This is a genomic window from Haliea sp., assembly GCF_041395985.1.
GTDB lineage: Bacteria > Pseudomonadota > Gammaproteobacteria > Pseudomonadales > Halieaceae > Haliea.
This window is the reverse complement of sequence record NZ_JAWKZJ010000005.1, coordinates 170,906-193,014: the sequence shown is the minus strand read 5'-3', so window position 1 is coordinate 193,014 and position 22,109 is coordinate 170,906. Positions and strand designations below refer to the sequence as shown.

Below are 22,109 nucleotides of genomic sequence, written 5' to 3'. Positions count from 1 at the left end.
ACCGAGGACCGCCTGACACAGGGCATGCTCCCCAGCGCGCCGGGCGTTCACCCTCAGCCCGGGCGCGGACGCGCTGGAACAGCCCGTTCTACCTGGCGCTTGCCCGATGGGCGAGCCAGCTGAGACAAAGCCCGAGAGAAACCCCCAGGGCGTTGATTGCTACCGCCCACCACCAGGCGCTGAGGGACAGGTAGCGCGCCAAATCGCCCTGCAGATACCGCTGCAGGTGTATGAGCACCCCTGAGTTGAAGAGCAGCAGCATGAGCAGGGCATTGAGCGCCGTATACCAACGCAAAATCCCCCATCACCCGAAGCTGTTTCGCAAGGTGCCGAGATCCTCCAGTGCGCGCGCAAAGGACGCGCGGTTACTCGGGGTGGGCAGCGTCTTTTATGAACCGTGCAAGCTGGCGCTGATAGGTATCATTTTCCTTCTGCAGTATTTCGTTCTCACGCATCAGGTCAACCACCATGGCGACCGCAAGCCAGTCAATCTCCAGATCGCGGTGCAAGCGCAGCGCTTTTTTCAGCCAACGAATGCTCGTGGTGTCAAACAGCCATTGATCGCTCTCGCTGGTTTCCCTGCTGAGATTGGCGGGCCTGACGATGCCATACTCAACAATCTCAATGACCACGTCACTGTCAATACCTTCAAGCTGGCAGAGCTCGTTAAATGAAATACTGAATAATGAATCACTCATGATTTGGTGTCCCAGTCTTTTCTAGGATCAAAGGATTCGCTCTCTGCCAGCGCTTGCCAGAGTGCTTTGCTTTTCTCGCTGATGTTTTCCGGCATGACCACTTTGGCAACCGCGAACATGTCACCTGTTACAGTTTTGCTCTTCAAGCCCTTACCTTTCAGCCGCAACTTGTCTCCTGACTGTGTGCCGGGCGGGATCGTGAGATGTATTTTCCCCTCGAGGGTTGGCAGGGTTACCCTGGTGCCCAAGGCAGCTTCCCAGGGAGTCAAAGGAACCGTAATGGTGAGATTGTGCCCGACAACATCGAATAGCGGGTGCGGTACCACACGGATATGCAGGTAGAGATCACCCGGGGTGCCCCCGTTATAACCGGGCTTGCCCTGGCCCCGAAGGCGAATCCTTTCCCCGTCCATGATGCCCTGGGGTATTTTGACCTTCAAATGCTTCCTTGACGTCGGTGTTTGTGCAAACTCATCGGCGGGTATCACAAACTCCACGCTCTTTTCATTTTCCTTCAGCGTTTCCTCAAGAAATACGGGGAGTTCAATCTCTATATCGCTGCCTCTGCCACGATGCGCCCCCTGGTAAAAGTCATCCGCTCTCTGCCCCTGACTTGCTCCACCAAAAATCGAGTTGAAGAAGTCGGAAAAGCTTCCATCGAATTGTGCGCCTTCCTGGTATCCCGCGTTCGCGGACGATTTCCATCCGGGGGGTGGTTGAAAGCCATGCTGCGATTGCGAGCCGTACTTGAGCAACTCGTCAAACTCTGCTCTTGTCTCGGCATTCTTGAGCACCTGATAGGCTTCGGCAACGTCCTTGAACTTGGCTTCGGCACCTTCATCCGGATTCATATCCGGGTGATATTTACGCGCGAGTTTGCGATAAGCGGCTTTGACCTCCTTGGGGTCGGCATCGGGCGCGATACCCAGGATGTTGTAATAGTCCTTGAATTCCATAGGTTATCCAGGCGACTCCTTGAAGATGAAACGTCATAGTCCACGTGTTGGACTCGGGCCTCGCGGTAATTGAAGTCGCGACCAACCACCGAGGGACCCCTGATCCTCATCAATGGTATCTTTGATGGTGCTTTGGGGCCACAGGAACGGTCCAATCTTGAGTGGCAATAGGCCGGGTCGGTGCTCTGGGGGATGCCCGAGCGCACACGAGTGTGCTGAGACGAACGAAGAACCTGAAATGCGCAGGCGGGCGGAGATGCCTTGGGGTTGCGTAACGTACTGATGTATCGATGAACATATCGGCGCATAGGCACCACGCTAAACCGGGCGGCCAGGTTGCACAACTGAGGTAGTTGGCAGACGCCCAAATACCTGAAGGTGTAAATCATGTCTCCGGTATATGCCGGAGGTTATGTCTCAAGCATGACAGGCCCCCCCCCTAGATAAAAAAGGCAGACTTTTTTTGCGATTTGAGCTACAAATTCAGTAGTGAACCACGGTCCTTGGGCATCGAGGCAAACTGCAATTGCGCTGGATGATGAGTGGATGGAAATAACAACCAAGACGGCTGATTTACTCGTTGTGCAACATCAGCCGACCAACTGGATCATCGGCCTCGGAGCCGTCTGTGTGGTGCTTCTCATTGGCCTGGCACGAGCGCTGGTGGAGCTCTCTCTGTCGGGTATCACCATCTCACTTCTAATGCTGACCGCACTGGGCTGGCTGATGCTAACGCAGGTGGTGCGCCGCCTGCAGCTTATCGCAGACAGGCACACTGACCTCCTGCAGATCAAGGCCACCACCCCTCTGGGCGAGAAGGTAGCGGAGTACCCTTTGTCAGCCTTGCAGCGTAGCGAGACACAAACTCGCCACGGTAGCCAGAGCATTCCAGAGACGATGCTGGTGCTGGTGTTCGGCGCTACCAATCCGGCAAGCCACGTCAAGTTCAATGCCTTCCGCCCGGACGTGGCAGCCATTCTTAGCGTAAGCGAGCAATTAAACCAGTGGCTGGAGGAAGGTCGCCGCAGAGCGGATGGGGCGATAACTCCGGACGTGTCACATACAGCCCCCCGTTCATAGGAGCTTGCCAGCATGAAGGTCGTAAACAACTCTGAACAGGAGCTGGAAATCCTGGTGGAACTGCCGCGCTTCATCCTCTGGTTCATGCTCGGCCCCATCGGCGGCTTCGGTGCACTGTTCACGCTTGCGCTTTTTCTGGGCGGCGAGATTATCAACGGACTGGTGTCCGGCAGTATTATCGCAGTGGTGGTGCTGGTGGGCCGTTACTTTCTCACCCAGCGCACCCATTTGCGGCTCAGCGCAGCCGACCACAAGGTTCAAATGATCAAAACCTCGATGCTTGAACGCAAGGTCTTTGAGTTTGACCTTGACCAACTGGATGGCGCAGACGTGGAGCTAAACCGGAATCATGGCGGAGACAAAGGTAACTCGCGCCCAACCAGCGGACTGAACCTGCTGTTCTCCAACACGCGGCCCGTGACCCGGGTACCGGTATCGAACTGGTCGATCTCCGGCGATGGCGCCGGCATGCTGGCTGATGCGATCAACGACTGGCTACGCCGTTATCGCGAGGGCAAAGACTCCGTAGGCAACCAGAGGCAGGATACCGGGGGACAGGCATGAAGAAAAAGGTCTCCCATACCCTTCTTGCGCTGCGACTTTGCCCATTTCTGCTCGGCCTGGGTGCCAGCTACGCGGTGGCGGACGCATCGATCGTTGGGGCGTGGGCGGTAGATGAAGCAAGTTGTTTGGATTCCCGGCTGACATTCGACGCGGCAGGCAGGCATAGCGCGATCGTTATGGAGGACGGCGAGTGGCAAACGCTAAGCAGCGCCGGTTACAGAGTGGAGGGCAGCACGTTGTTTGTAGAGCACCTCGACACCGAGCAACGCCTGACTATTGAGGCTGTCAGCAGCGGGCGGCTTATTCTGCACAATCCCGATTCGCCACTTGGCTCAGTGACCACGGAATTCGTGCGTTGTCCGGAATGATCAACAGTATCCCGGTAGCGCTTTCCCACCGCGTTGAAGTTCTTGATTTTTGAGGCTGAATGCTGCGGTCCGTCGGGATCCGTCACCAAAAGCTACACGATGTCATTCTGGTCCTCCAGACCACTCACCGGCACCACGCAACGCGCAGCACCCAGCCTCAGGCCATGTCCAGGCGAAACAGGCCCTTTCTGGTTCCCCGGCTGCTGCTCAATTCAGAGAGATGGCGTTGTTCAAGGTCAACACCGGAACGCGGGAGCAGGAATCCGGACTATGGAATGACCTGCTCGAAAGTTCGGCCGGTCTATCCCCCGTTAATTGGGGAGAGCCGAGAGCCCGTTAATTGGGGAGAGCCGAGCCAATGCACCGCCGAAAAATGGTAGCTACGGGTGGACTTGAACCACCGACCCCAGCATTATGAATCGTGCTGGAGATTTTTAAGCGATTGATTTTATTAACTTAAATCCGAACACCCGCAGCGCATTTTGCAGCACAGAGCACAACAAATCACAGCAAGTCCCGCAAATCTCCCGCAAGGGGTGCACCGACCCCCTATAGCTCGGTCCGCCAATCGCGACACTTTATTTGTCGCAATAGCTTGATCGCGACAGATAAATGCGTTTATATGTCGCAATTGAAGAAAGCGCGACATAACCCCTATGCCCAAACAAGTCTCAGAAGAGGAACTTGAAGCCATTCGGAGAGCCGTTGGCGGCTTTCCAGAGGGCGCCTCTATTGACGAGATAAGCGATGCCATAGAGCCAAGTATCCATCGCAGAACACTGCAACGGCGGCTGGCCGTACTGGTGGAAAGGAAGCAACTCCTTCTCGAAGGGGGAGGGCGTGGTAGTCGATACAAAGTTCCAGCTATCCGTACTGATGTAAACATCGAGGTAGGTGGAGCACAGCTTAGTTTGACCAGCGGAATCCCCGAGGTCGAGATCTATACCCCAATCTCAGAGGTCGGCGCAGAGATTAAACGACTTGTGAGGCAACCCATTCAGCATAGGCGCCCTGTGGGCTACAACCGGGACTTTATCGGAACTTATCAGCCCAACCGCACTTTCTACCTGCCCGAGGAAGTGCGTAAACATTTACTGGAGATCGGTCAATCCCAAGCGGGTGTACTCGCAGCGGGAACCTATGCCTTGCAAATCTACAACAGGCTGTTGATCGATCTGACGTGGAATTCCAGTCGTCTTGAGGGAAACACCTATTCCCTACTTGAAACTGAACGGCTCATCGAATTGGGTGATAGCGCCGAGGGCAGGGATGCTCTGGAAACCCAGATGATCCTGAACCATAAAGCAGCCATTGAATTACTCGTGCAGTCAGCGGCGGATACGGGGTTCAACCGATACACCATATGTAACCTCCACGCGCTGCTTTCAGAAAACCTGCTGCCAGATCCTGCAGCCTGCGGCCGCTTGAGGCAGCACTCGGTCGGCATTGGTGCAAGCGTGTTCCAACCGCTGCAAGGCGGCGCGTTGATAAATGAATGTTTTGATGAGGTGTTATTCAAGGCAGACGCAATCAAAGATCCTTTCGAGCAGGCATTCTTCGCCATGGTGCAGTTGCCTTATCTGCAAGCCTTTGACGACGTGAACAAACGCGTATCTCGCCTGGCAGCAAACATCCCTTTCATTCGAGAAAACCTGAGCCCCCTCTCTTTTGTCGATGTACCTGAGAAAGTCTACATTGATGGCTTGCTAGGCATCTATGAACTCAATCGCACTGAATTGTTGGCTGATGTTTTTGTTTGGGCCTATGAGAGATCTTGCGCCCGCTATTCTGCGGCCCGTCAATCACTCGGTGATCCCGATCCGTTTCGGTTGCGTTACAGGGAATTCATCGCTCAGCTGGTCTCCAATATCGTCCGTTCCGCTCTAAACAAGCGCGAGGCGGTTTCAGCTATAAAGCAGTTCATAGAACAAGAAATTGTGGAGCAAGACAGAGCGCGCTTCATGGAAATGGTGGAGACGGAACTGACTGGTTTGCATGAGGGAAATATCGCCAGATATAAGTTGAAACCTTCAGAGTTTGAAAACTGGTTAAAGAGATGGAGTTGAAGTAAAGATACCGTCTTATTCCACAGTGATGTAAATGAAATAGGAGCCATTTTATTTCACTTTTACCGCTAAAAGTGAAATAAAAGGATAGGAAATACTAACGGTCTATTGAGAGTAGACATCCTCGCTGATTGTGTCGACTGGACCTGCTGACCTGTCGAAATACCCGATTATTGACCCGAAAATCCTGTTCGCGGCGTTGAGCATGCCATTCAAATCCGTTCATTCCTGAACGAGAGTACGCAACAGCTCATGCCATGCGGTTTTCACTGGCTTCCTTGCTGGTGTAGTGCTGTTGTGCTGGAATCCTTCCCAGCGAAAAGAGGCAAAGTCTCAGGTGGTGCTCTGGTCGGTGGCACTAGCAATGGCCGAGCCGGCGTTTCCTGTTCCTTCTGGCGCAGGTGGTCCAGGATCCGGTCGATGACGTCCTGGTCCTCGATGTACAGGAGTTATCCCGTGCCTTCGAAGAAAGTATTCTCGAATCGTATGTCACCGCAGACAAGCGGCTTGGCTGATCCCCGTCGATTCGTCTGTCACCCTGTCACTTGAGGCCGGCCAGGTCTTCGTCGATCGCGCTTAACAGTTCCTTGGTCAGTCTGGGATCGAAATGACTGATGGCCGTCAGGGTCATGTTGCGAACCTGGGCGTTGCCTGAGAGCTGCGGGACCAGCTCCGGCAGGTGTCTGCCCAATACTTCCCTGGCTTCGGCATTGTCCAGCAGCTCGCCGATAGCCGTCTGTGAAGTAGAAAATCGGCTCGCCGGGGCGCTTGCCTATGTTTCCACATCCTAGAATAACGGGTCGCATTGTATTGTTTCTCCTGTCTGGAACTTGTCTTTGTTTATGGTTCGGGATGCGTATCGGCTTCACGGTGCCTACAAGATGTTAAACTTCTGTCCGATCCTGGCGGCAGGTATCAGTAGTTTTCGAATGAGAATATCTTGCTTGGCGGGCACGGCTACCGGGGTGGGTTTCTCAAGCGGGAAGGGGAGTTGGTCCATCCTGTCTGCTTGCAGGCCTTGTGCCAGCAGCTTACCCATTAAAGGCGCCATGACGTTACCCCAGGCATTAAAGTGCATTAAGCCGTAGACACCTTTATCCAGCTCAAATACGCCGGGAAATTCGCGGTCGCGCAGCGCTACCCTGCCTGTCCAATAATGTTCCAGTTTGATATTCAGCGCTTTGGATTCGGGCCAGGTCCTGTGGATCCATGCCAGATTGTCCTGAAAGTGCCGTTCGCTATCTTCCGGGCTGGAAGCCCGCGGAATCGAAGACATAATTATGCGATTGTGCTCGTCAATTATGAATGGATTCAGGCTAACAGGTGCCTGTGAAAGCGTAGCCCGCCCCGGGTTAATGACCTCCAGGGCTTCTTTCGACAGGGGCTGAGTCGATAGCGCGTACGCTGTAAGCGGATAAAAATTATTGCCAAGCGATGGAGCAATGCTGCCAGGGTAGGCGTTTGTACAAAATACTACTTGTGCCGCTGTAACACTGCCATTTTCACTGCTTACCTGCCAGCGCTTGTTGTTTTTGTTAATAGACAGGGCTTCACTGTTACCAAATACCAGTGCCCCTTGATCTACGGCTGCGGCTATCATGCCGTTGGTAAATTGGTAGGGATTGATACGGCCGCCTGATTCATACAGCACACCGTAAGGGTAGTAGCTGGACCCAGTAAACCGTTGCATGTCTGCGGTGTCCAGAAAAGCTATTTGCTGACCCTGCTGCTCCTTCCAGAACGCGGCTGCCTTTTTTTGTTCTTCGTAGCTATCGACCCCGCTGCACATATTGAGATAGCCAAGCTGTGCGCTGTCACATGAAATTCCGTACTTTTCCGACAGGTCGAATGGGATGGTATGGTGCTCTCTAAAAGCTTCAAGAAAGCGACGTCCTCCATCGGCAAACCCGTTGATAAGATTAATATCTTTCAGGGTGGGCAGAACATGCCCGGCGTTGCGACCGGAAGCGCCCCATCCGGGTTGATGCGCTTCCAGTACCGCTACCTTTACGCCTGCTTCGGTGAGATGCAGGGCAAGCGAAGCGCCAGCCAGGCCGGCTCCAACGATGGCTATGTCGGCGTCTATGTCTCCTTCAAGCATAGGGTAGTCGGCAAATTCGTTTGGAGGGGTTGCCCAACCACTCTGGCTAATGGGGACAGAACCGTTGTCGTACGCGGAGCTTTCGCTGCTGGCCTGGCGCCTGCCATTGGCTGGCGTGGTTTTTGGAGAGCTCATGTCACAACCGGAAACCCCGGTTCCAAGGGCCAGTACCGCCGTTTTTTGCAAATACTCTCTTCGAGTTAAGTGTTTATTACCTGTCATGGTCTCTGCCCTTCTTACCGGATATGTCGTGCACAGTACAAGACGACTGTCATATTTGCAAGACGATTGTCACGTGCGGCCTGGCGGGGTAGAATGTGCGAGGCATTGTTGGATCAGGCGGAATCGACGCCAGGATCGGTGAGGTAGGCGTAATGAAGGAGAGAAGATGACATCCATGCGGTTCCCCAAAGCAGCCGATACAAAAGAGATGCGGCGTAACCATATAATCGACACGGCTACCAGGTTGATAGCCCGCAATGGTCTTGAGGGCGTATCGGTTAGGAAAGTAGCGGACATGGCTGGCTGTTCCCGGGGGTTGGTTGAGCATTATTTTCGTGATAAAGCTGAGTTGGTAGTTGAGGCCAATCGGTGGGTTAATACGGCATACCTTGAGCGCGTAAGTAGCCTACGCAAACTCAGTGGGCTGGCGTTACTGGAAGGGCAGTTACATAACTTGCTTCCATTTACCGACGAAATACTGGATGAATGGCGGGTACGTTCAATATTTTTTAACCGGGGTAGCGCCGACCAGCAGATCGCAAAAGACAGTAATGACTCTTTTAATCAGGTTTACGTCGAAATCTGGGATGCACTTAAATATGCATCAGCGCATGGTGAAATAGACCCGTCCGTGCCAGTGCAGGAAGCCTCAGAGCTGATTCTTTTGTTCGTTATAGGTATCGCCATGGCATGCTTACTATCAGAAAGGCTTCGCGAGCGGCGACCCTTGGAACGCCGGGTGAATATGATTTTGGGTATGTTGAAAAGTGGAGATTTATCTGCACTGCGCGTCGGTGACCCTTCGGTTGAATATTAGTTATATTAGGGCTACTGACCTGGCGGCCCTGTCCAAGAAGTTATAGCGTTTGCAGTAAGGTCGTTGCAGAAGCGTTTAACCAACCCATAGGCCTCTGAGATCCAACTGCCCGTGCCGAGTACGCGTATTGTGTGCAGCCGCTGAGGCGATTGGCAATTATCGTCTGGTCGACTTAACCCTGTACGTCACTAAGGATAGGAAATATTAACGGCCTATCGAGAGTAGACATCCTCGCTGATTGTGTCGACTGGACCTGCTGACCTGTCGAAGTTTCCTGCTATTGACCCGAAAACCCTGTTCGCGGCGTTGAGCATGCCATTCAAATCCGTTCATTCCTGAACGAGAGTACGCAACAGCTCATGCCATGCGGTTTTCACTGGCTTCCTTGCTGGTGTAGTGCTGTTGTGCTGGAATCCTTCCCAGCGAAAAGCGGCAACGCCCCAGGTGGCGCTCTGGTCGGTGGCACTAGCAATGGCCGAGCCGGCGTTTCCTGTTCCTTCTGGCGCAGGTGGTCCAGGATCCGGTCGATGACGTCCTGGTCCTCGATACACGCGATGACCCTGGCAGGTCCACCGCAGCGGGCGCAGACCCTGATGTCTATATTGAAAACACGCTTTAGCCGTTGAGCCCAGGTCATTGCGGCATGACGCTCGGCGGATGTGCGGACTTCTGCGTTGGAGATGGACTTGATGCCTTTACCGCGCCTGGCTGGTGTGACCAGCCCTCGCCAGCGATGGTTCGGTGCCAGGACGCCGTGGTAGCGGGTGAGATTGACCCTCGGTTTTGGTGCCAGAGCAGCTAACCGCGCAATGAAATCCACCGGGTCGAAGGCCACCTGTGTCGTTCCATCCCGGTACGGTGTCTTCAGGGTGTAAACCACCTTGCCAGTGGCACTCAGTGAAAGGCGGGGAACTGCCACGGCAGGGCGGGCAATATACCGGCAGAGATGTTCACGCTTGTCTTTTTGATGCCCCTCACAGCTGACACCGGCGTGCAGAGAGAAGCCATTGGCCTTGGCCACCCGCTCCAGTCCTGGATCGGGGCGCTCCAGTGGCCGGATGGTAGTTCAAGTTCAAGCCCCTCGACCGTGGAGGAACCGGCATTACTGATAAAGGTCGCCGGCAAGGTCGCGCCTGCAGGGAATGTACTCACAACTCTCTGGATATCCTCCTGCTCCGCATGAAATAACGCAATATTAGCTCTCAGGCGGCCATCGAGCCATTCGGTCTTGGCTCCAACTTCGATATCGCGCACCTGTTCCGGTTCGAAGCTTTCTGACGGAGAACCACCACGGCTATTCCAGCCACCACTCAAGTATGACTGACTGGTTTTCGCATATAGAAACACGTCCTCACTAATCTGCCAGTCAATACCGAACAAATAGGACCAGTAGTCGAAATCGGTATCCAGCTTTTGACGACAGCTCGGATTGACAACGAAGTTGTTACAGGTCGTGCGCAGAATCGATCTATAGTTTTTCAGCACAGCCTCACGGGTATCCTCGGTGTAACGCAGTCCCGCGGTGAGTGTCACGGTATTGGTGAGATCGTAATAGATTTGACCGAAGACGCCCTCCGAAGTGTTTTCCGCGTCGCCATTGTTTTCACCTGGAATTTCCTGCCCGCCATTACTGAATATTGTTGCCAGGTAGGCAATGGAATTCGTGAGCTCCGATGCTTTTTCGTTGAAGTAGGTTACACCTGTAATCCACCGGAGCGCATTGAGTTCGCCGCTCAGCTGAAACTCCTGTGAGAACTGATCAGACTCGTTGTGCACGAAGGTGGACAAGAGCATCGCGGGAGTACCATCATTTTCGGTAAGCCCCTCACTCTCGTAGGTACGCCAACCGGTGATCGATTTGAAATCAGCCCAGCCAAGATCAATATTCAATGTGCCGACAACCCCATGACCGTCAAACTCGTTGGATGACTCATTGCCGAAGTTTTCCCAGAAGTCATTATTGTCGGCTATATAAGGCGTAAAATCCGTGAAGCCGTAAAGATTACCAAGGGCGGCACGGATATTTGGATTATTAATCAGCGAGGTGGGTGGTGCCCCGATGAATGTACTTAGCTGCCCATTGTCATCGCGCTGGGTAATATCGAATGTGAGGGTTAAATCCCAACGGTCACCAGGGTCCGTGTATTTCAGTGACGCTCGGGCAAAGTCCTGATCCTTGTCGCCCAAATCGAAACCAAGGTTGCGGTTTTCGCCATAACCATCATGCTCGGAATGCTGTACAGCGATACGCGCGGCAAGGCTTTCATTGAGCGGTATATTGAGGACGCCGGTGACTTCCCGGTGATCGTAGTTACCGAGTTCCACCTGCAGAGAGCCTTCGAGAATGTCGGTAGGCGTATTGGAAGTCACACTCAGAGCGCCACCCGTCGTGTTGCGTCCAAACAGCGTTCCCTGGGGGCCGCGCAAGACTTCGACCCTCTGGACATCGATCATGTCGGTCAAGGACGCCGTAGGACGAGAAACGTAAATGCCATCGACGTAAATACCGATGGCCGGATCGGAGGTCAGCGTGCCACCAAGACTGTTCTGACCCCGAATACCAACAAAGACATTGGAAGCGGCACCAGGGCCACCGGAGCTGATCGCCAGGTTCGGCGCGGTGCGCTGTACGTCCGTTATATCAATAATCTGTGCAATACGCATTTGCTCCTGATCCATCGCTGAAACGGCTACAGGTGTGGACTGGAGAGACTCCACTTGCTTTCGAGCCGTCACCACAATTTCCTGCAGCGCCTCCGCTTGACTGTGCACAGCAGGGAAAATACTCGCTGTGGCAATCGATAGCGACAGTGCATGCCTCGACAGGTTTACTTTCAATCCATGTTTTTTTGACATAACCAAATCCCATAACTTTTATAATTAACCGTTGCTTGCAGTTTTTTATCTCGATATCAGATAAAACAAGTCAACTTTAAGACAAACATAAACACTCCACTGCGCAATGAGTACTCCCCGCCAGACATCGATGTCGCTGCCCGGCCATTGCAGATTCAGGCTGCACGAATGAAGCGACAGCACGATTTGGAACCTCGTTACGCTGGGAAACCCCGACAAATCCAACCGGGACCGAGTCAGGGCCTATCCTTGCCGTTTAGTTGTATGTTGAATCTCGGCGCGCATCGTGGTGAGTACGCATAAAATGCATTGGAAACTCCAACTACTACCGGGGATATGCATCCAACTTTTTTCAAAGGGTAAAAATCTACCTCGCCTTAGACTGGCGCCTATCGCTCAACCGGGTGTGATCGATCTGTTATGCGATGTGATTTGAACCTTAATGGCGAACGATCATGGCAAAGGTTCTGTTCCGCGCGCGTTTCAAAACCCGGTATATTTTTTGTTCCAGATCGACTTACCGGAACCCACACACTTCTCTATACTCGTCGGTTAATAGCGAATCCACCGCCGTGCCTTGGAGCCACATCCCCAATGCCCCAAATCTTCACCATCGTCCTGCTGACCCTGATGCTGCTTTGCCAAACCGGTCAGGCACAGGATCATCCGGCCCTGTCCCTCGAGAATCTCCAACGACGCCTGCAACAGCTCTCCGGAGACGAGGCCTCGCAACAGGCAGCCAGGGAGGCGCTTACCCGGGCGATAAACCATCTCCAGGCTGCGACCGCCGATCAGGCGGCACTGCTGACGCTGGAGAAGCGGGTTAGCGACGCACCGGCGACCCTTGCCTCACGCCAGCAAGCCCTGACTACGTTAAAAAAACAGCCTTCCGAGAAGCACATCGCCGATACCTCGCTGAACAAGCTCGAGCAGCGGCTGGCGACCGCAGAGGTGGCATTAGCCGCTTTACATCAAAGCCTGAACGAGGCGACAACGGAACTTGTCGGCACCCAGACCCGCCCCGAACGTGTCCAGGCCGAGATCCGTCAGAACCAGAACCGGCTATCGGCCATCAGCGAGACGCTGAACGCCCAGGGGGCCGATGCATCAAAACCGGTTGAGGAACAGCGTCTTGCGCTGCTGGCTGAAAAGCAGGCTCTGGAGAGTCGCAACCGTCTGTTGCGCAAAGAGTTGTCCGCCAACAACGTGTTGCGTGAACTGACCAGACTGGAGCGGGACCTGCTGAGTGAAAAAATAAACCGTCAGGAAGCGGAGATAGCCCTACTTCAGAAACGGGTTAACGAGGGGCGCAGGGAAGCGTCGGAAAAGACTATCGCCAGCCTCTGGATCGACACGGGCGATGCCGGCGACAGCGCGCTGCTCAGGAAAGAGAATGCGGTCAACCGGGCGCTTTCCGAAAAGCTGCTGGAAACCACTGACCGTCTTAACGCCCTGACGCAGCGCAGCCTGGCGGTAAGCCAGCAGGTAGAAACCCTGAAGCAGTCCGAACAGGCCCTGAAGGAGCTCGTTTCCGTTCTCGAAGGCAGTCTGGTATTGGCCAAAATACTCCATGAACAGCGCGGCAGCCTGCCTGAAATCACCATCGCTTCGAATCTTTCGGAGGATATTGCCGAGCTGCGCATGTATCAGTTTGAAGTCGGCCAGCAGCTGGACGCGGTCGCCGACCCGGAAATCTATGCGGACACATTGCTGGAAGAGCATCCACAGCAGACCATGCAGCCCCGGATCCGCCAGCAATTAATCAACATCGCCCGCAGTCGAATCGAACTCATCGAGCAGCTCAACCAGGAATTGAATGCTCTGCTGAACGAATCGATCAATCTCCAGCTCAGCCAGCTTGAGCTGGAACGAACAGCGCGGGAGTTGAGGGGAAAGCTTGACGAACAACTGTTCTGGATTCCCAGCAACCGCCCGGTTACCGGGAGCTGGCTGCTGGCGGTGCCGGGCCAGCTGGCAACACAGGTCAGCAACATTCCCTGGGGCAAGATAGCGACACCCGTCTTTTACGCCCTGGCCGCACACTGGGCTTACTTTTGGTTCATCGCGGGTTAGCGGGAATTTGGTAGAGGCGAACGGTCAATCGGTTTAGGTTGTAAGTGCGACCAAACAGCCGACCGAAGGACCGCCGCCATGTTCGATGCTACGTTTCCAGCGTGCTTCTGGGAAGGGTTTCTCCCGCTCTCGTCACAGCCACTAGGCAATGAGGGCTTACTGATCACGCTTCGGGCGGATCCGTCCCGGTTGGCTCGGTGTTCTCGTTGCCATCACCCGTGCCGTCGAGTGCACGATACCCATTTGCGCCGTGTCAGGGACGCGAATTTGTTCGAGTACCGCGTCTGGCTGGACGTGCCTGTTCGGCGAGTCCTTTGCAGACACTGTGGTGTGTCGAGAGAGCACCTGCCTTGGCTTCCATCCCATGCGCGCCTGACGACACGAATGCAGCAGTACGCCGAGCAGTTGTTGCGACTGCTGCCTATCAAGCATGTGGCCCAGCTCACGGGGCTGCATTGGCATACCCTGAAGGGCATCGATAAAGCACGATTAACCCGCGATCTGCCGGCACCTGACCTGCGCCGTGTGCGCTATCTGTTGATGGACGAATTCGCCCTGCACAAGGGTCATCGCTATGCGACGGTGGTCATGGATGCTGAGCGCAGGAGCGTACTCTGGGTGGGCACGGGACGTTCGCGCGAGTCGGTCAGGCCGTTCTTCCTCTGGCTTGGCGAACACTGTCAACACATCGAAGCCGTGGCGATGGACCAGAATACGGCCATGGATCTCGAGGTTCGCGCTCACTGCCCGAACGCCAGAGTCGTGTACGACCTGTTCCACGTCGTGGCCAAGTATGGCCGCGAGGTGATTGACCGTGTTCGTGTCGATCAAGCGAACCAGCTGCGACACGATAAGCCCGCGCGGCGCCTGGTGAAGCAGTCGCGCTGGCTTCTCCTGCGGAACCCCGAGAATCTCGATCAGCGTCAGGCTGCCAGCCTCGACGAGCTTCTGGCCGTGAATCAACCGCTGATGCTGGCGTACCTGATGAAGTCGCAGCTCAAAGGATTGTGGTATGCGAGGACTGAACGGGCCGCCAGGTGGCGGCTCACGCACTGGCTCAATCAGGCTTTGTCGAGCGGCGTTGCTTCACTGGAGAGGTTCGCAAGGAATCTGCGGCCCTATGCCGAAGGTATCATTGCCAGTGCAAGCTATCCGCTCAGCACGAGCGTACTGGAAGGCGTGAACAATCGGATCAAGGTGATCAAGCGCATGGCCTACGGCTATCGCGACGTTGATTACTTCTTCCTGAAGATCAAAGCCGCCTTCCCCGGAAATGCGCGATGAACCTTACTTTTTACCTCTATTGCTGTTCTGGGCGATACTCGCCGCCCGCCGCCGCTGGCTGACGCACACACTTAGGAACCTCAACCGGAATGTTGGTTTCGTTCGCCGGGACAGTCAGTGGAATACGCCCCTCGCGATCGGCATTCACTTCCTCTATGCCGCGCCCATCGGTCTTTTGGGCGCCACCGCAGGCATCATTCTCAACAACGACAATCGCGGCGAGAATCCGGCCATTGGCCTTGCCCTGATTGAAATGGCCTTGATATGGATGGTCTTTTACACCGCCTATCGCCTCCTCCATCACCGGGGAGTCGCAGAGCACCATTTCAGATGGTCTGAATCCACTACGCGGTTTCTGCGCCGGAAAACCGTGGCCATTGGCCTGACATCACTATTGCTTGTAGCCACTGCGACACTGGCCCGCCAGCATGCCAGTGCCTTGAGTGATGACGTCCTGGGCATTCTGGCGCTGTCCGCGGGTTACGCCCTGTTGACCGTCCTGCTGCCCAAACTGGCCTGGTACCGTGAAACCAGCGATCGCCTCTCGGCTCTGCGCTGGATAACCGGTGCCCTGCTGGCGCTTGTCCCCCTGGGTTTGTTCATCGCCGTCATGTTTGGCTACTACTACACGGCCCTGGTGCTGACCACCAGCTTGCTGGGCAGCCTGTGCCTGCTGATTGTCTGGCGGATTCTGGAAGCGACCCTGGTGCGGGGCCTGGCCCTCGCTGGCCAGCGCCTGGCCTATCAGCGGATGCTCAAAAAACATGAAAACACCCTGCGCGACGGCGCCGATTCGACGGAGATCGTCGAGGAACCGGTGTTGAATATCGACCAGATCAACCAGCAGTCCCTGCGTCTGATGCGCCTCGCCCTATGGGGTATTTTCCTGGTCAGCCTCTACCTGATATGGGTCGACCTGCTCGGTGTATTCTCCTATCTCGACAACGTTATCCTTTACCAATACGCCAGCGGCAGCGGCGAAGCCCAGGAGCTTATTCCGATCAGTCTGCAGGATGTCCTGGGGGCGCTGGTTATCGTGGTGATTTCCCTGATGCTTGCCCGCAATATTCCGGGCCTGCTCGAAGTCTTGTTCCTGTCCCGGCTCAGACTGGCCCAGGGTAGCGCCTATGCCATTACCACCCTGCTCTCCTATGTCATCTTCAGCATCGGCTTCATCGCCACCCTGGGCGCGCTGGGTGTCAGCTGGAACAAGCTGCAGTGGCTGGTGGCGGCACTCTCGGTGGGGCTCGGTTTTGGCCTGCAGGAAATTTTCGCGAATTTCATTTCCGGCCTGATTATTCTGTTTGAGAAACCCGTGCGTATCGGCGATGTGGTGACCATTGGCAACCTATCGGGAACCGTCAGCCGCATTCGCATACGGGCGACCACCATTACCGATTTCGACCGCAAGGAAATCATTGTTCCCAACAAGGTATTCGTGACCGATCAACTGATCAACTGGTCGCTGTCCGATACGGTGACCCGGGTCACCGTCAAGATCGGCGTCGCCTACGGTTCAGACCTCGCCACCACCCGCCAACTGTTATACCGGGTCGCCGAAGAAAACCCCCGAGTGCTCAGCGATCCTGAGCCCATGGTGTTTTTCCTCAGTTTCGGCGCCAGCACCCTGGACCACGAATTGCGTATCCACGTCCGGGAACTGGCCGACCGGAACCCCGTTATCGATGAGATCAATCGTCGTATCGACGAGCTGTTCAGGGAACATGACATCGAGATTGCCTTCAATCAGCTGGACGTGCACGTCCGCACCATCGACGGCGGCAGGGAGCAGGCTCTCACCGGCAACCCGCCACAGTCGCCACCGCCTGAACCGGCGTAATCGGCCGGGAAAGGGCAATAATCAGCGGCGAAGAATGAAAGGATAGGAAATATTAACGGCCTATCGAGAGTAGACATCCTCGCTGATTGTGTCGACTGGACCTGCTGACCTGTCGAAGTTTCCTGCTATTGACCCGAAAACCCTGTTCGCGGCGTTGAGCATGCCATTCAAATCCGTTCATTCCTGAACGAGAGTACGCAACAGCTCATGCCATGCGGTTTTCACTGGCTTCCTTGCTGGTGTAGTGCTGTTGTGCTGGAATCCTTCCCAGCGAAAAGCGGCAACGCCCCAGGTGGCGCTCTGGTCGGTGGCACTAGCAATGGCCGAGCCGGCGTTTCCTGTTCCTTCTGGCGCAGGTGGTCCAGGATCCGGTCGATGACGTCCTGGTCCTCGATACACGCGATGACCCTGGCAGGTCCACCGCAGCGGGCGCAGACCCTGATGTCTATATTGAAAACACGCTTTAGCCGTTGAGCCCAGGTCATTGCGGCATGACGCTCGGCGGATGTGCGGACTTCTGCGTTGGAGATGGACTTGATGCCTTTACCGCGCCTGGCTGGTGTGACCAGCCCTCGCCAGCGATGGTTCGGTGCCAGGACGCCGTGGTAGCGGGTGAGATTGACCCTCGGTTTTGGTGCCAGAGCAGCTAACCGCGCAATGAAATCCACCGGGTCGAAGGCCACCTGTGTCGTTCCATCCCGGTACGGTGTCTTCAGGGTGTAAACCACCTTGCCAGTGGCACTCAGTGAAAGGCGGGGAACTGCCACGGCAGGGCGGGCAATATACCGGCAGAGATGTTCACGCTTGTCTTTTTGATGCCCCTCACAGCTGACACCGGCGTGCAGAGAGAAGCCATTGGCCTTGGCCACCCGCTCCAGTCCTGGATCGGGGCGCTCCAGTGGCCGGATGGTGCGAATCATGAAGGCCTTTCGCCCTTGCTGGGGACCAACGGCGATTCGATACGAGACGGAACTACCCAGAATCTGGGGCATGGCATCGGTATCCTCGGCGGGGTCGAGGTCCAGCCAGGCACTCTCGGTGTCCTGTTCCAGCAAGCCCTGGCGTTCGAGGCAGCGGCCGACGCGCTGGCTGATCAGTTGAACCAACTCCTCCAACTCGCCTTTGTCCGGTGCTTTGACGCGCTGAAAGCGGGGCGGTCTGTTGTCGCGATGCACATAGACGCCATCCAGGAACAAAATATGAAAGTGAATGTTGAGGTTAAGGGCGCTGCCGAAGCGCTGGATCAACGTCACTGCCCCGGTAGCGCCATCCTTGAGCGAGAATCCGGTCTTGTGGATCAGGTGGGTGGAGATCGCCCGGTAAACGATGCGCAGCACCTTGCCCATGGCCTGGGGGTAGGCCGCAAACAGGAAGCGCAGTGGGAAGGGGAAGCTGATGACCCACTGGCGAAGCGGGACATCGGGAAACACCTCATCGGCCAGTAGGGCGGCGGTCTCGGCCATGCGGCGGGCGCCACAACTGGGGCAGAACCCGCGCTTCTTGCAGGAAAACGCTACAAGTCGTTCGAAATGACATTTGTCACAGCGTACCCGGAGAAAGCCGTGTTCGAGGCGGCCGCACTTCAGGTAGGCCTCAAATTCCTGGTGGACATGGTCTGGCAGGGATTTGCCCTGCTGGGCCAATTGGTCCACAAGGGCAGGGTAGTGCGCTTCGACGAGCTGGTAGAGTAGTGTCTGCTCGGGTTGATGGCGCTCGTAGGTGGTTTTGCCAAGGCCATCCCTGCCTTGTGCCAACATGGTGGTTTCGCCTTGGAGACCTGAAGCCAGGGCACGCCCACGCGCTGGCCAAGCCGGAACCCCGCGACACCCGTGCCCAGCGAGGTAATCTCACCGACAATCTGGTGCCCGGGGATCAGCGGCAGCACCGGCTCGGTGAGATCGCCATCGACCACGTGCAGGTCGGTGCGGCAGATACCGCAGGCGGTCACCCGCAGTTGCAGCTGGCCACTGCCGGGCTCGGGGGTCGGCACCTCCTGCTCCACCAGCGGCTGCCCCACGCCCTCAAATACCATCGCTCGCATCGGTTTACTCCCTGTAACCCATTTATCGCCAGAGTATGCCTGCTGGAGCGCCGCCCAACCAGACGGCCCCGCCGCATTCGATCAGGCCTCCTGCGGTGCCTGCTCCGGTTTCTTGATGCGGAAAAAAATCGCGTACAGCGTGGGTACGATGGTCAGTGTCAGGAGCGATGCAAAACCCAGGCCCGCCATGATAGTGATCGACATGTTGACGAAAAACACGTCGGACAACAGCGGTATCAACCCGAGAATCGTGGTGCCGGCGGCCAGCATCACCGGCCGCAGGCGACTCACCGCTGAATCCAGTATCGCCGTGTAGGGCTCCTTGCCGTCGGCGATCTGCTGGTCGGTCTCATCGATCAGCACGATGGCATTCTTGATCAACAGCCCCACCAAGGATAACGCGCCCAGCAGCGACATGAAGTCAAACGCCCCGCCGGTGGCCAGCAGGCCCGCGGTAATACCCACGATAGCCAGGGGCACGGTGGCCCAGATGATCGCCGGCTGCCGCAGCTTACCGAACAGGAAAATACTGGTGAGGATCATCAGCAGGAATCCCACGGGCAGCGAGCGCACCAGGCCGGCCTGGGCATTCTGCGAATCCTCGAACTCACCGCCCCACTCCAGGTGGTAGCCGATGGGCAGCTCGATCGCCTCGATCTCCGGCCGCAGCCGCGCCAGCAGTTCGGTGGCGGACTCTTGCACCGGGTTACAGGAAGCGATAATGGTCTGGATGCGATCCCGGCCGCGGATCACCGCATTTTCCAGGCGCGTCTCGTAGCGCGATACCACCTGCGACGCCGGCACGGAACGCCCCAGTACCGGGCTCCACACCTGGATATCGCGCACGTTATCGATATCCCCGCGTTCCTCGGCGGGCGCGCGCAGCTCTATCGGCAGCAGGCGGATGCCGTCGCGGTAGACCCCCACCCGCGAGCCCTCAAACGCGTAGCGCAGGGCATCGCCGAGGGATTCGCGATCCACGCCCAGCTGCCTGCCCACCTGCTCGTTAAACACCGGCACCGCAACCTTCACTGGCGAGCGCCAGTCGTCGCGGATGTCGGTGGCGAACCCGTCCTCACGCATAATGCGCTGGGCCTCTTCAGAGAGTTTGCGCAGCACAGTCTCGTCGGGCCCGGAAAAGCGCGCCTCGATCTTGGCATCGCGCCCCGGCCCGATACGCATCGGCTTGATGATCGGGTCGGTCCAGGGCATCTCGCTGTGCAGGTAGTCCTCCGTCGCCGCCCACACCTCCTCTATCTGCGCCAGCGTCTCGGTGCGCACGATCACCTGCCCGTAGACCGGCGAGGGTTCCTTGGAGTCATACACCAGGGTAAAGCGCTGGTGCGGCCCACCGACCACGGAGGTGGTCTGCACCACCCCGGGCTGCTGGCGGATAAACTCGCTGACGCGCACCGTGTCATCGCGCGTGGCGCGGATGTCGGTGCCCTCGGGCTCCCAGATGTCGACGAAGAACAGGGGCGTGTTGGAGTCAGGGAAGAAACCGCTGTTCACCCGACTGAAGCCCAGCGCGGCGGCAACGAACAGCGCCACGACGATGCCCAGGGTCAGCCAGCGGTGGTCCACCGCCCTGCTGACCAGGCCGCGGTAGATCACGAACAACTTGCCCTCGTAAGGGTCCTTGTCCGCCGCATCCGCCCCTGGCTTGAGCAACAGCGCACACAACAAGGGGGTAACGGTGATGGCGGTCACCCAACTCAGCGCCAGTGAGATCAGGATCACGTAAAACAGCGAGCTGGCGAATTCCCCGGTGTTGTCAGGGGACAGGCCGATGGCAGAGAACGCGAGAATACCGATGGCGGTACCGCCAAGCAGCGCCCAGATGGTCTTGCCCACGGCTTCCCTGGCGGCCTGTTCGGGGCGCATACCGCCGTTCATGCGCACCAGCATACCCTCGGCAACCACGATGGCGTTGTCCACCAGCATGCCCAGGGCGATAACCAGCGCCCCGAGGGAAATACGCTGCAGTTCTATTTCGTAGATGTGCATGACCAGCAGTGTGCCGGCCACCGTGATCAACAGCACCGCACCGATGACCAGGCCGGTGCGCAACCCCATAAACAGCAGCAGCACCACGATCACAATGGCGACCGCCTGCCCTACACTGACCAGGAAGCCGCTTACCGAGTTCTTCACTTCTTCCGGCTGGTCGTACACCGAGGTCAGCGCCATCCCGACGGGAATCTCCGACAGCAACATATGCATCTTGCGATCCAGGCGCCGGCCTACCGCGACCACGTTTTCTCCGTTAGACATGGAGATACCGATGCTCAGGCCCGGCCTGCCGTTCACGTAATAAAACTTGTTGGGCACGGTCTCGTAGGCGCGGGTAATGGTGGCGATGTCGGACAGGCGGATGAGCCGGCGCTCGCTGGAACTGATCAGCAGGTCGCCCATTTCCTGCACCGAACGGAAGGCACCGGTGGGATTGAAACGCAGGTAGTCCTTGCCCACACTGACATGGCCAGCATCCACCACCACGTTCTGCGAACCCAGCACATCGGCGATCTGCTCCAGAGAGATACCCAGCTCCGCCAGCCGGCTGCGGGAAATATCCAGGTACACCACCTCCTGCTGCACGCCGTCGATCACCACCTTGCGCACGCCGTCCACGAGCACCAGTTGTCGCTTGATCTGCTCGGCCGTGTCATAGAGGTCGCGCCAGCTGTAACCCTCGCCGTTGAGCACCATATACACACCGTAGACATCGCCGAAGTCGTCGACGATGATCGGCGCGTTGGCGCCCGGCGGCAGCGAGGGTTTGACGTCGGCGATCTTGCGACGTAACTCGTCGAAAATGTTGGGCAGGTCCTCGGCCTGGTACTCGTCCTTGAACTCGATAAGTATGTCGGACAGTCCCGGGCGCGATACCGACATCTTGATGCGCTTGAGTTGCGGCATACGCTGGATGGCGTCTTCCAGGTGGTAGGTCAGCTCTTCCTGAACTTCCCTGGCGCTGGCACCCGGGTACTGGGTCAGGATCTTCGCCATCTTGATGGTGAATGGCGGATCCTCCAGTTTGCCCATGCTCTGGTAGGCCCAGATACCGCCACCGACCAGGATCACCACCAGCAGCCAGGTGATCACCGGTTTGCGCACCGCGTATTCACCGATATTCATTGATG

At 56.6% G+C, this 22,109-nt stretch carries 15 protein-coding genes and 3 pseudogenes; 8 read left to right on the top strand and 10 right to left on the bottom strand.

The window, feature by feature from the left end; genetic code table 11:
- Positions 1-88 precede the first annotated feature (88 nt).
- From R3E49_RS11195 to R3E49_RS11185, 3 genes are all read right to left on the bottom strand, one after another.
- Positions 89-295 carry a hypothetical protein gene (locus tag R3E49_RS11195; RefSeq protein ID WP_371295120.1) on the bottom strand — a complete coding sequence of 69 codons (207 nt, stop codon included), beginning with the start codon at positions 293-295 and terminating at the stop codon, positions 89-91.
- Positions 296-365: 70 nt separating this feature from the next.
- Entirely contained in the window at positions 366-698 is a 333-nt protein-coding gene (locus R3E49_RS11190) for a chaperone modulator CbpM (RefSeq protein ID WP_371295119.1), read from the bottom strand.
- Positions 695-1,654: a DnaJ C-terminal domain-containing protein gene (locus R3E49_RS11185; RefSeq protein ID WP_371295118.1), complete on the bottom strand. Its 960-nt coding sequence runs from the start codon at positions 1,652-1,654 to the stop codon at positions 695-697. Before R3E49_RS11185 ends, R3E49_RS11190 begins: the two co-directional genes overlap by 4 nt.
- Positions 1,655-2,200: 546 nt before the next feature.
- On the opposite strand from R3E49_RS11185, the gene R3E49_RS11180 reads away from it, so the two are divergent.
- The 4 genes from R3E49_RS11180 to R3E49_RS11165 all read left to right on the top strand — a co-directional run bounded on the left by R3E49_RS11180 (position 2,201) and on the right by R3E49_RS11165 (position 5,732).
- Positions 2,201-2,734 (top strand): hypothetical protein, encoded by a 534-nt coding sequence (locus tag R3E49_RS11180; RefSeq protein WP_371295117.1) that lies wholly within the window; start codon positions 2,201-2,203, stop codon positions 2,732-2,734.
- Positions 2,735-2,746: 12 nt separating this feature from the next.
- The gene (locus tag R3E49_RS11175; protein ID WP_371295116.1) at positions 2,747-3,298 is read left to right on the top strand and encodes a hypothetical protein; all 552 of its coding nucleotides are present in this window, start codon (positions 2,747-2,749) and stop codon (positions 3,296-3,298) included.
- Positions 3,295-3,666 (top strand): hypothetical protein, encoded by a 372-nt coding sequence (locus R3E49_RS11170; RefSeq protein WP_371295115.1) that lies wholly within the window; start codon positions 3,295-3,297, stop codon positions 3,664-3,666. The genes R3E49_RS11175 and R3E49_RS11170 overlap by 4 nt, the downstream gene beginning before the upstream one ends.
- Before the next feature lie 656 nt (positions 3,667-4,322).
- On the top strand, positions 4,323-5,732 hold the full coding sequence (locus tag R3E49_RS11165; protein ID WP_371295114.1) for a Fic family protein: 1,410 nt from the start codon (positions 4,323-4,325) through the stop codon (positions 5,730-5,732).
- 541 nt (positions 5,733-6,273) lie between these two features.
- Here the strand turns inward: R3E49_RS11165 and R3E49_RS11160 are convergent.
- Both R3E49_RS11160 and R3E49_RS11155 read right to left on the bottom strand, forming a co-directional pair.
- The gene (locus R3E49_RS11160) at positions 6,274-6,423 is read right to left on the bottom strand and encodes a hypothetical protein (RefSeq protein ID WP_371295113.1); all 150 of its coding nucleotides are present in this window, start codon (positions 6,421-6,423) and stop codon (positions 6,274-6,276) included.
- A gap of 183 nt (positions 6,424-6,606) precedes the next feature.
- Positions 6,607-8,055 (bottom strand): NAD(P)/FAD-dependent oxidoreductase, encoded by a 1,449-nt coding sequence (locus R3E49_RS11155; protein WP_371295112.1) that lies wholly within the window; start codon positions 8,053-8,055, stop codon positions 6,607-6,609.
- Positions 8,056-8,221: 166 nt separating this feature from the next.
- Between R3E49_RS11155 and R3E49_RS11150 the strand changes: the two genes are divergently transcribed.
- Positions 8,222-8,872: a TetR/AcrR family transcriptional regulator gene (locus tag R3E49_RS11150; RefSeq protein WP_371295111.1), complete on the top strand. Its 651-nt coding sequence runs from the start codon at positions 8,222-8,224 to the stop codon at positions 8,870-8,872.
- A 373-nt stretch (positions 8,873-9,245) separates the two neighbouring features.
- Here R3E49_RS11150 and R3E49_RS11145 read toward each other — a convergent pair.
- Together R3E49_RS11145 and R3E49_RS11140 are read right to left on the bottom strand one after the other, a co-directional pair.
- Positions 9,246-9,911, bottom strand: a pseudogene (locus R3E49_RS11145) (transposase); the annotation flags it as partial.
- Between the two features lie 17 nt (positions 9,912-9,928).
- A pseudogene (locus tag R3E49_RS11140) lies at positions 9,929-11,728 on the bottom strand (TonB-dependent receptor); the annotation flags it as partial.
- Between the two features lie 594 nt (positions 11,729-12,322).
- Here R3E49_RS11140 and R3E49_RS11135 point away from each other — a divergent pair.
- From R3E49_RS11135 to R3E49_RS11125, 3 genes are all read left to right on the top strand, one after another.
- Positions 12,323-13,801: a hypothetical protein gene (locus tag R3E49_RS11135; RefSeq protein ID WP_371295110.1), complete on the top strand. Its 1,479-nt coding sequence runs from the start codon at positions 12,323-12,325 to the stop codon at positions 13,799-13,801.
- Positions 13,802-13,879: 78 nt separating this feature from the next.
- Complete coding sequence (locus R3E49_RS11130; protein ID WP_371295109.1) at positions 13,880-15,085, top strand: ISL3 family transposase; 1,206 nt, start codon at positions 13,880-13,882, stop codon at positions 15,083-15,085.
- Entirely contained in the window at positions 15,075-16,925 is a 1,851-nt protein-coding gene (locus tag R3E49_RS11125) for a mechanosensitive ion channel domain-containing protein (RefSeq protein ID WP_371295108.1), read from the top strand. The genes R3E49_RS11130 and R3E49_RS11125 overlap by 11 nt, the downstream gene beginning before the upstream one ends.
- Positions 16,926-17,146: 221 nt before the next feature.
- Here R3E49_RS11125 and R3E49_RS11120 read toward each other — a convergent pair whose 3' ends face one another.
- From R3E49_RS11120 to R3E49_RS11110, 3 genes and pseudogenes are all read right to left on the bottom strand, one after another.
- Positions 17,147-18,682 carry a transposase gene (locus R3E49_RS11120; protein WP_371295107.1) on the bottom strand — a complete coding sequence of 512 codons (1,536 nt, stop codon included), beginning with the start codon at positions 18,680-18,682 and terminating at the stop codon, positions 17,147-17,149.
- Between the two features lie 26 nt (positions 18,683-18,708).
- Positions 18,709-18,957, bottom strand: a pseudogene (locus R3E49_RS11115) (alcohol dehydrogenase catalytic domain-containing protein); the annotation flags it as partial.
- 90 nt (positions 18,958-19,047) lie between these two features.
- Positions 19,048-22,104 (bottom strand): efflux RND transporter permease subunit, encoded by a 3,057-nt coding sequence (locus R3E49_RS11110; protein WP_371295106.1) that lies wholly within the window; start codon positions 22,102-22,104, stop codon positions 19,048-19,050.
- Between the last annotated feature and the right edge of the window lie 5 nt (positions 22,105-22,109).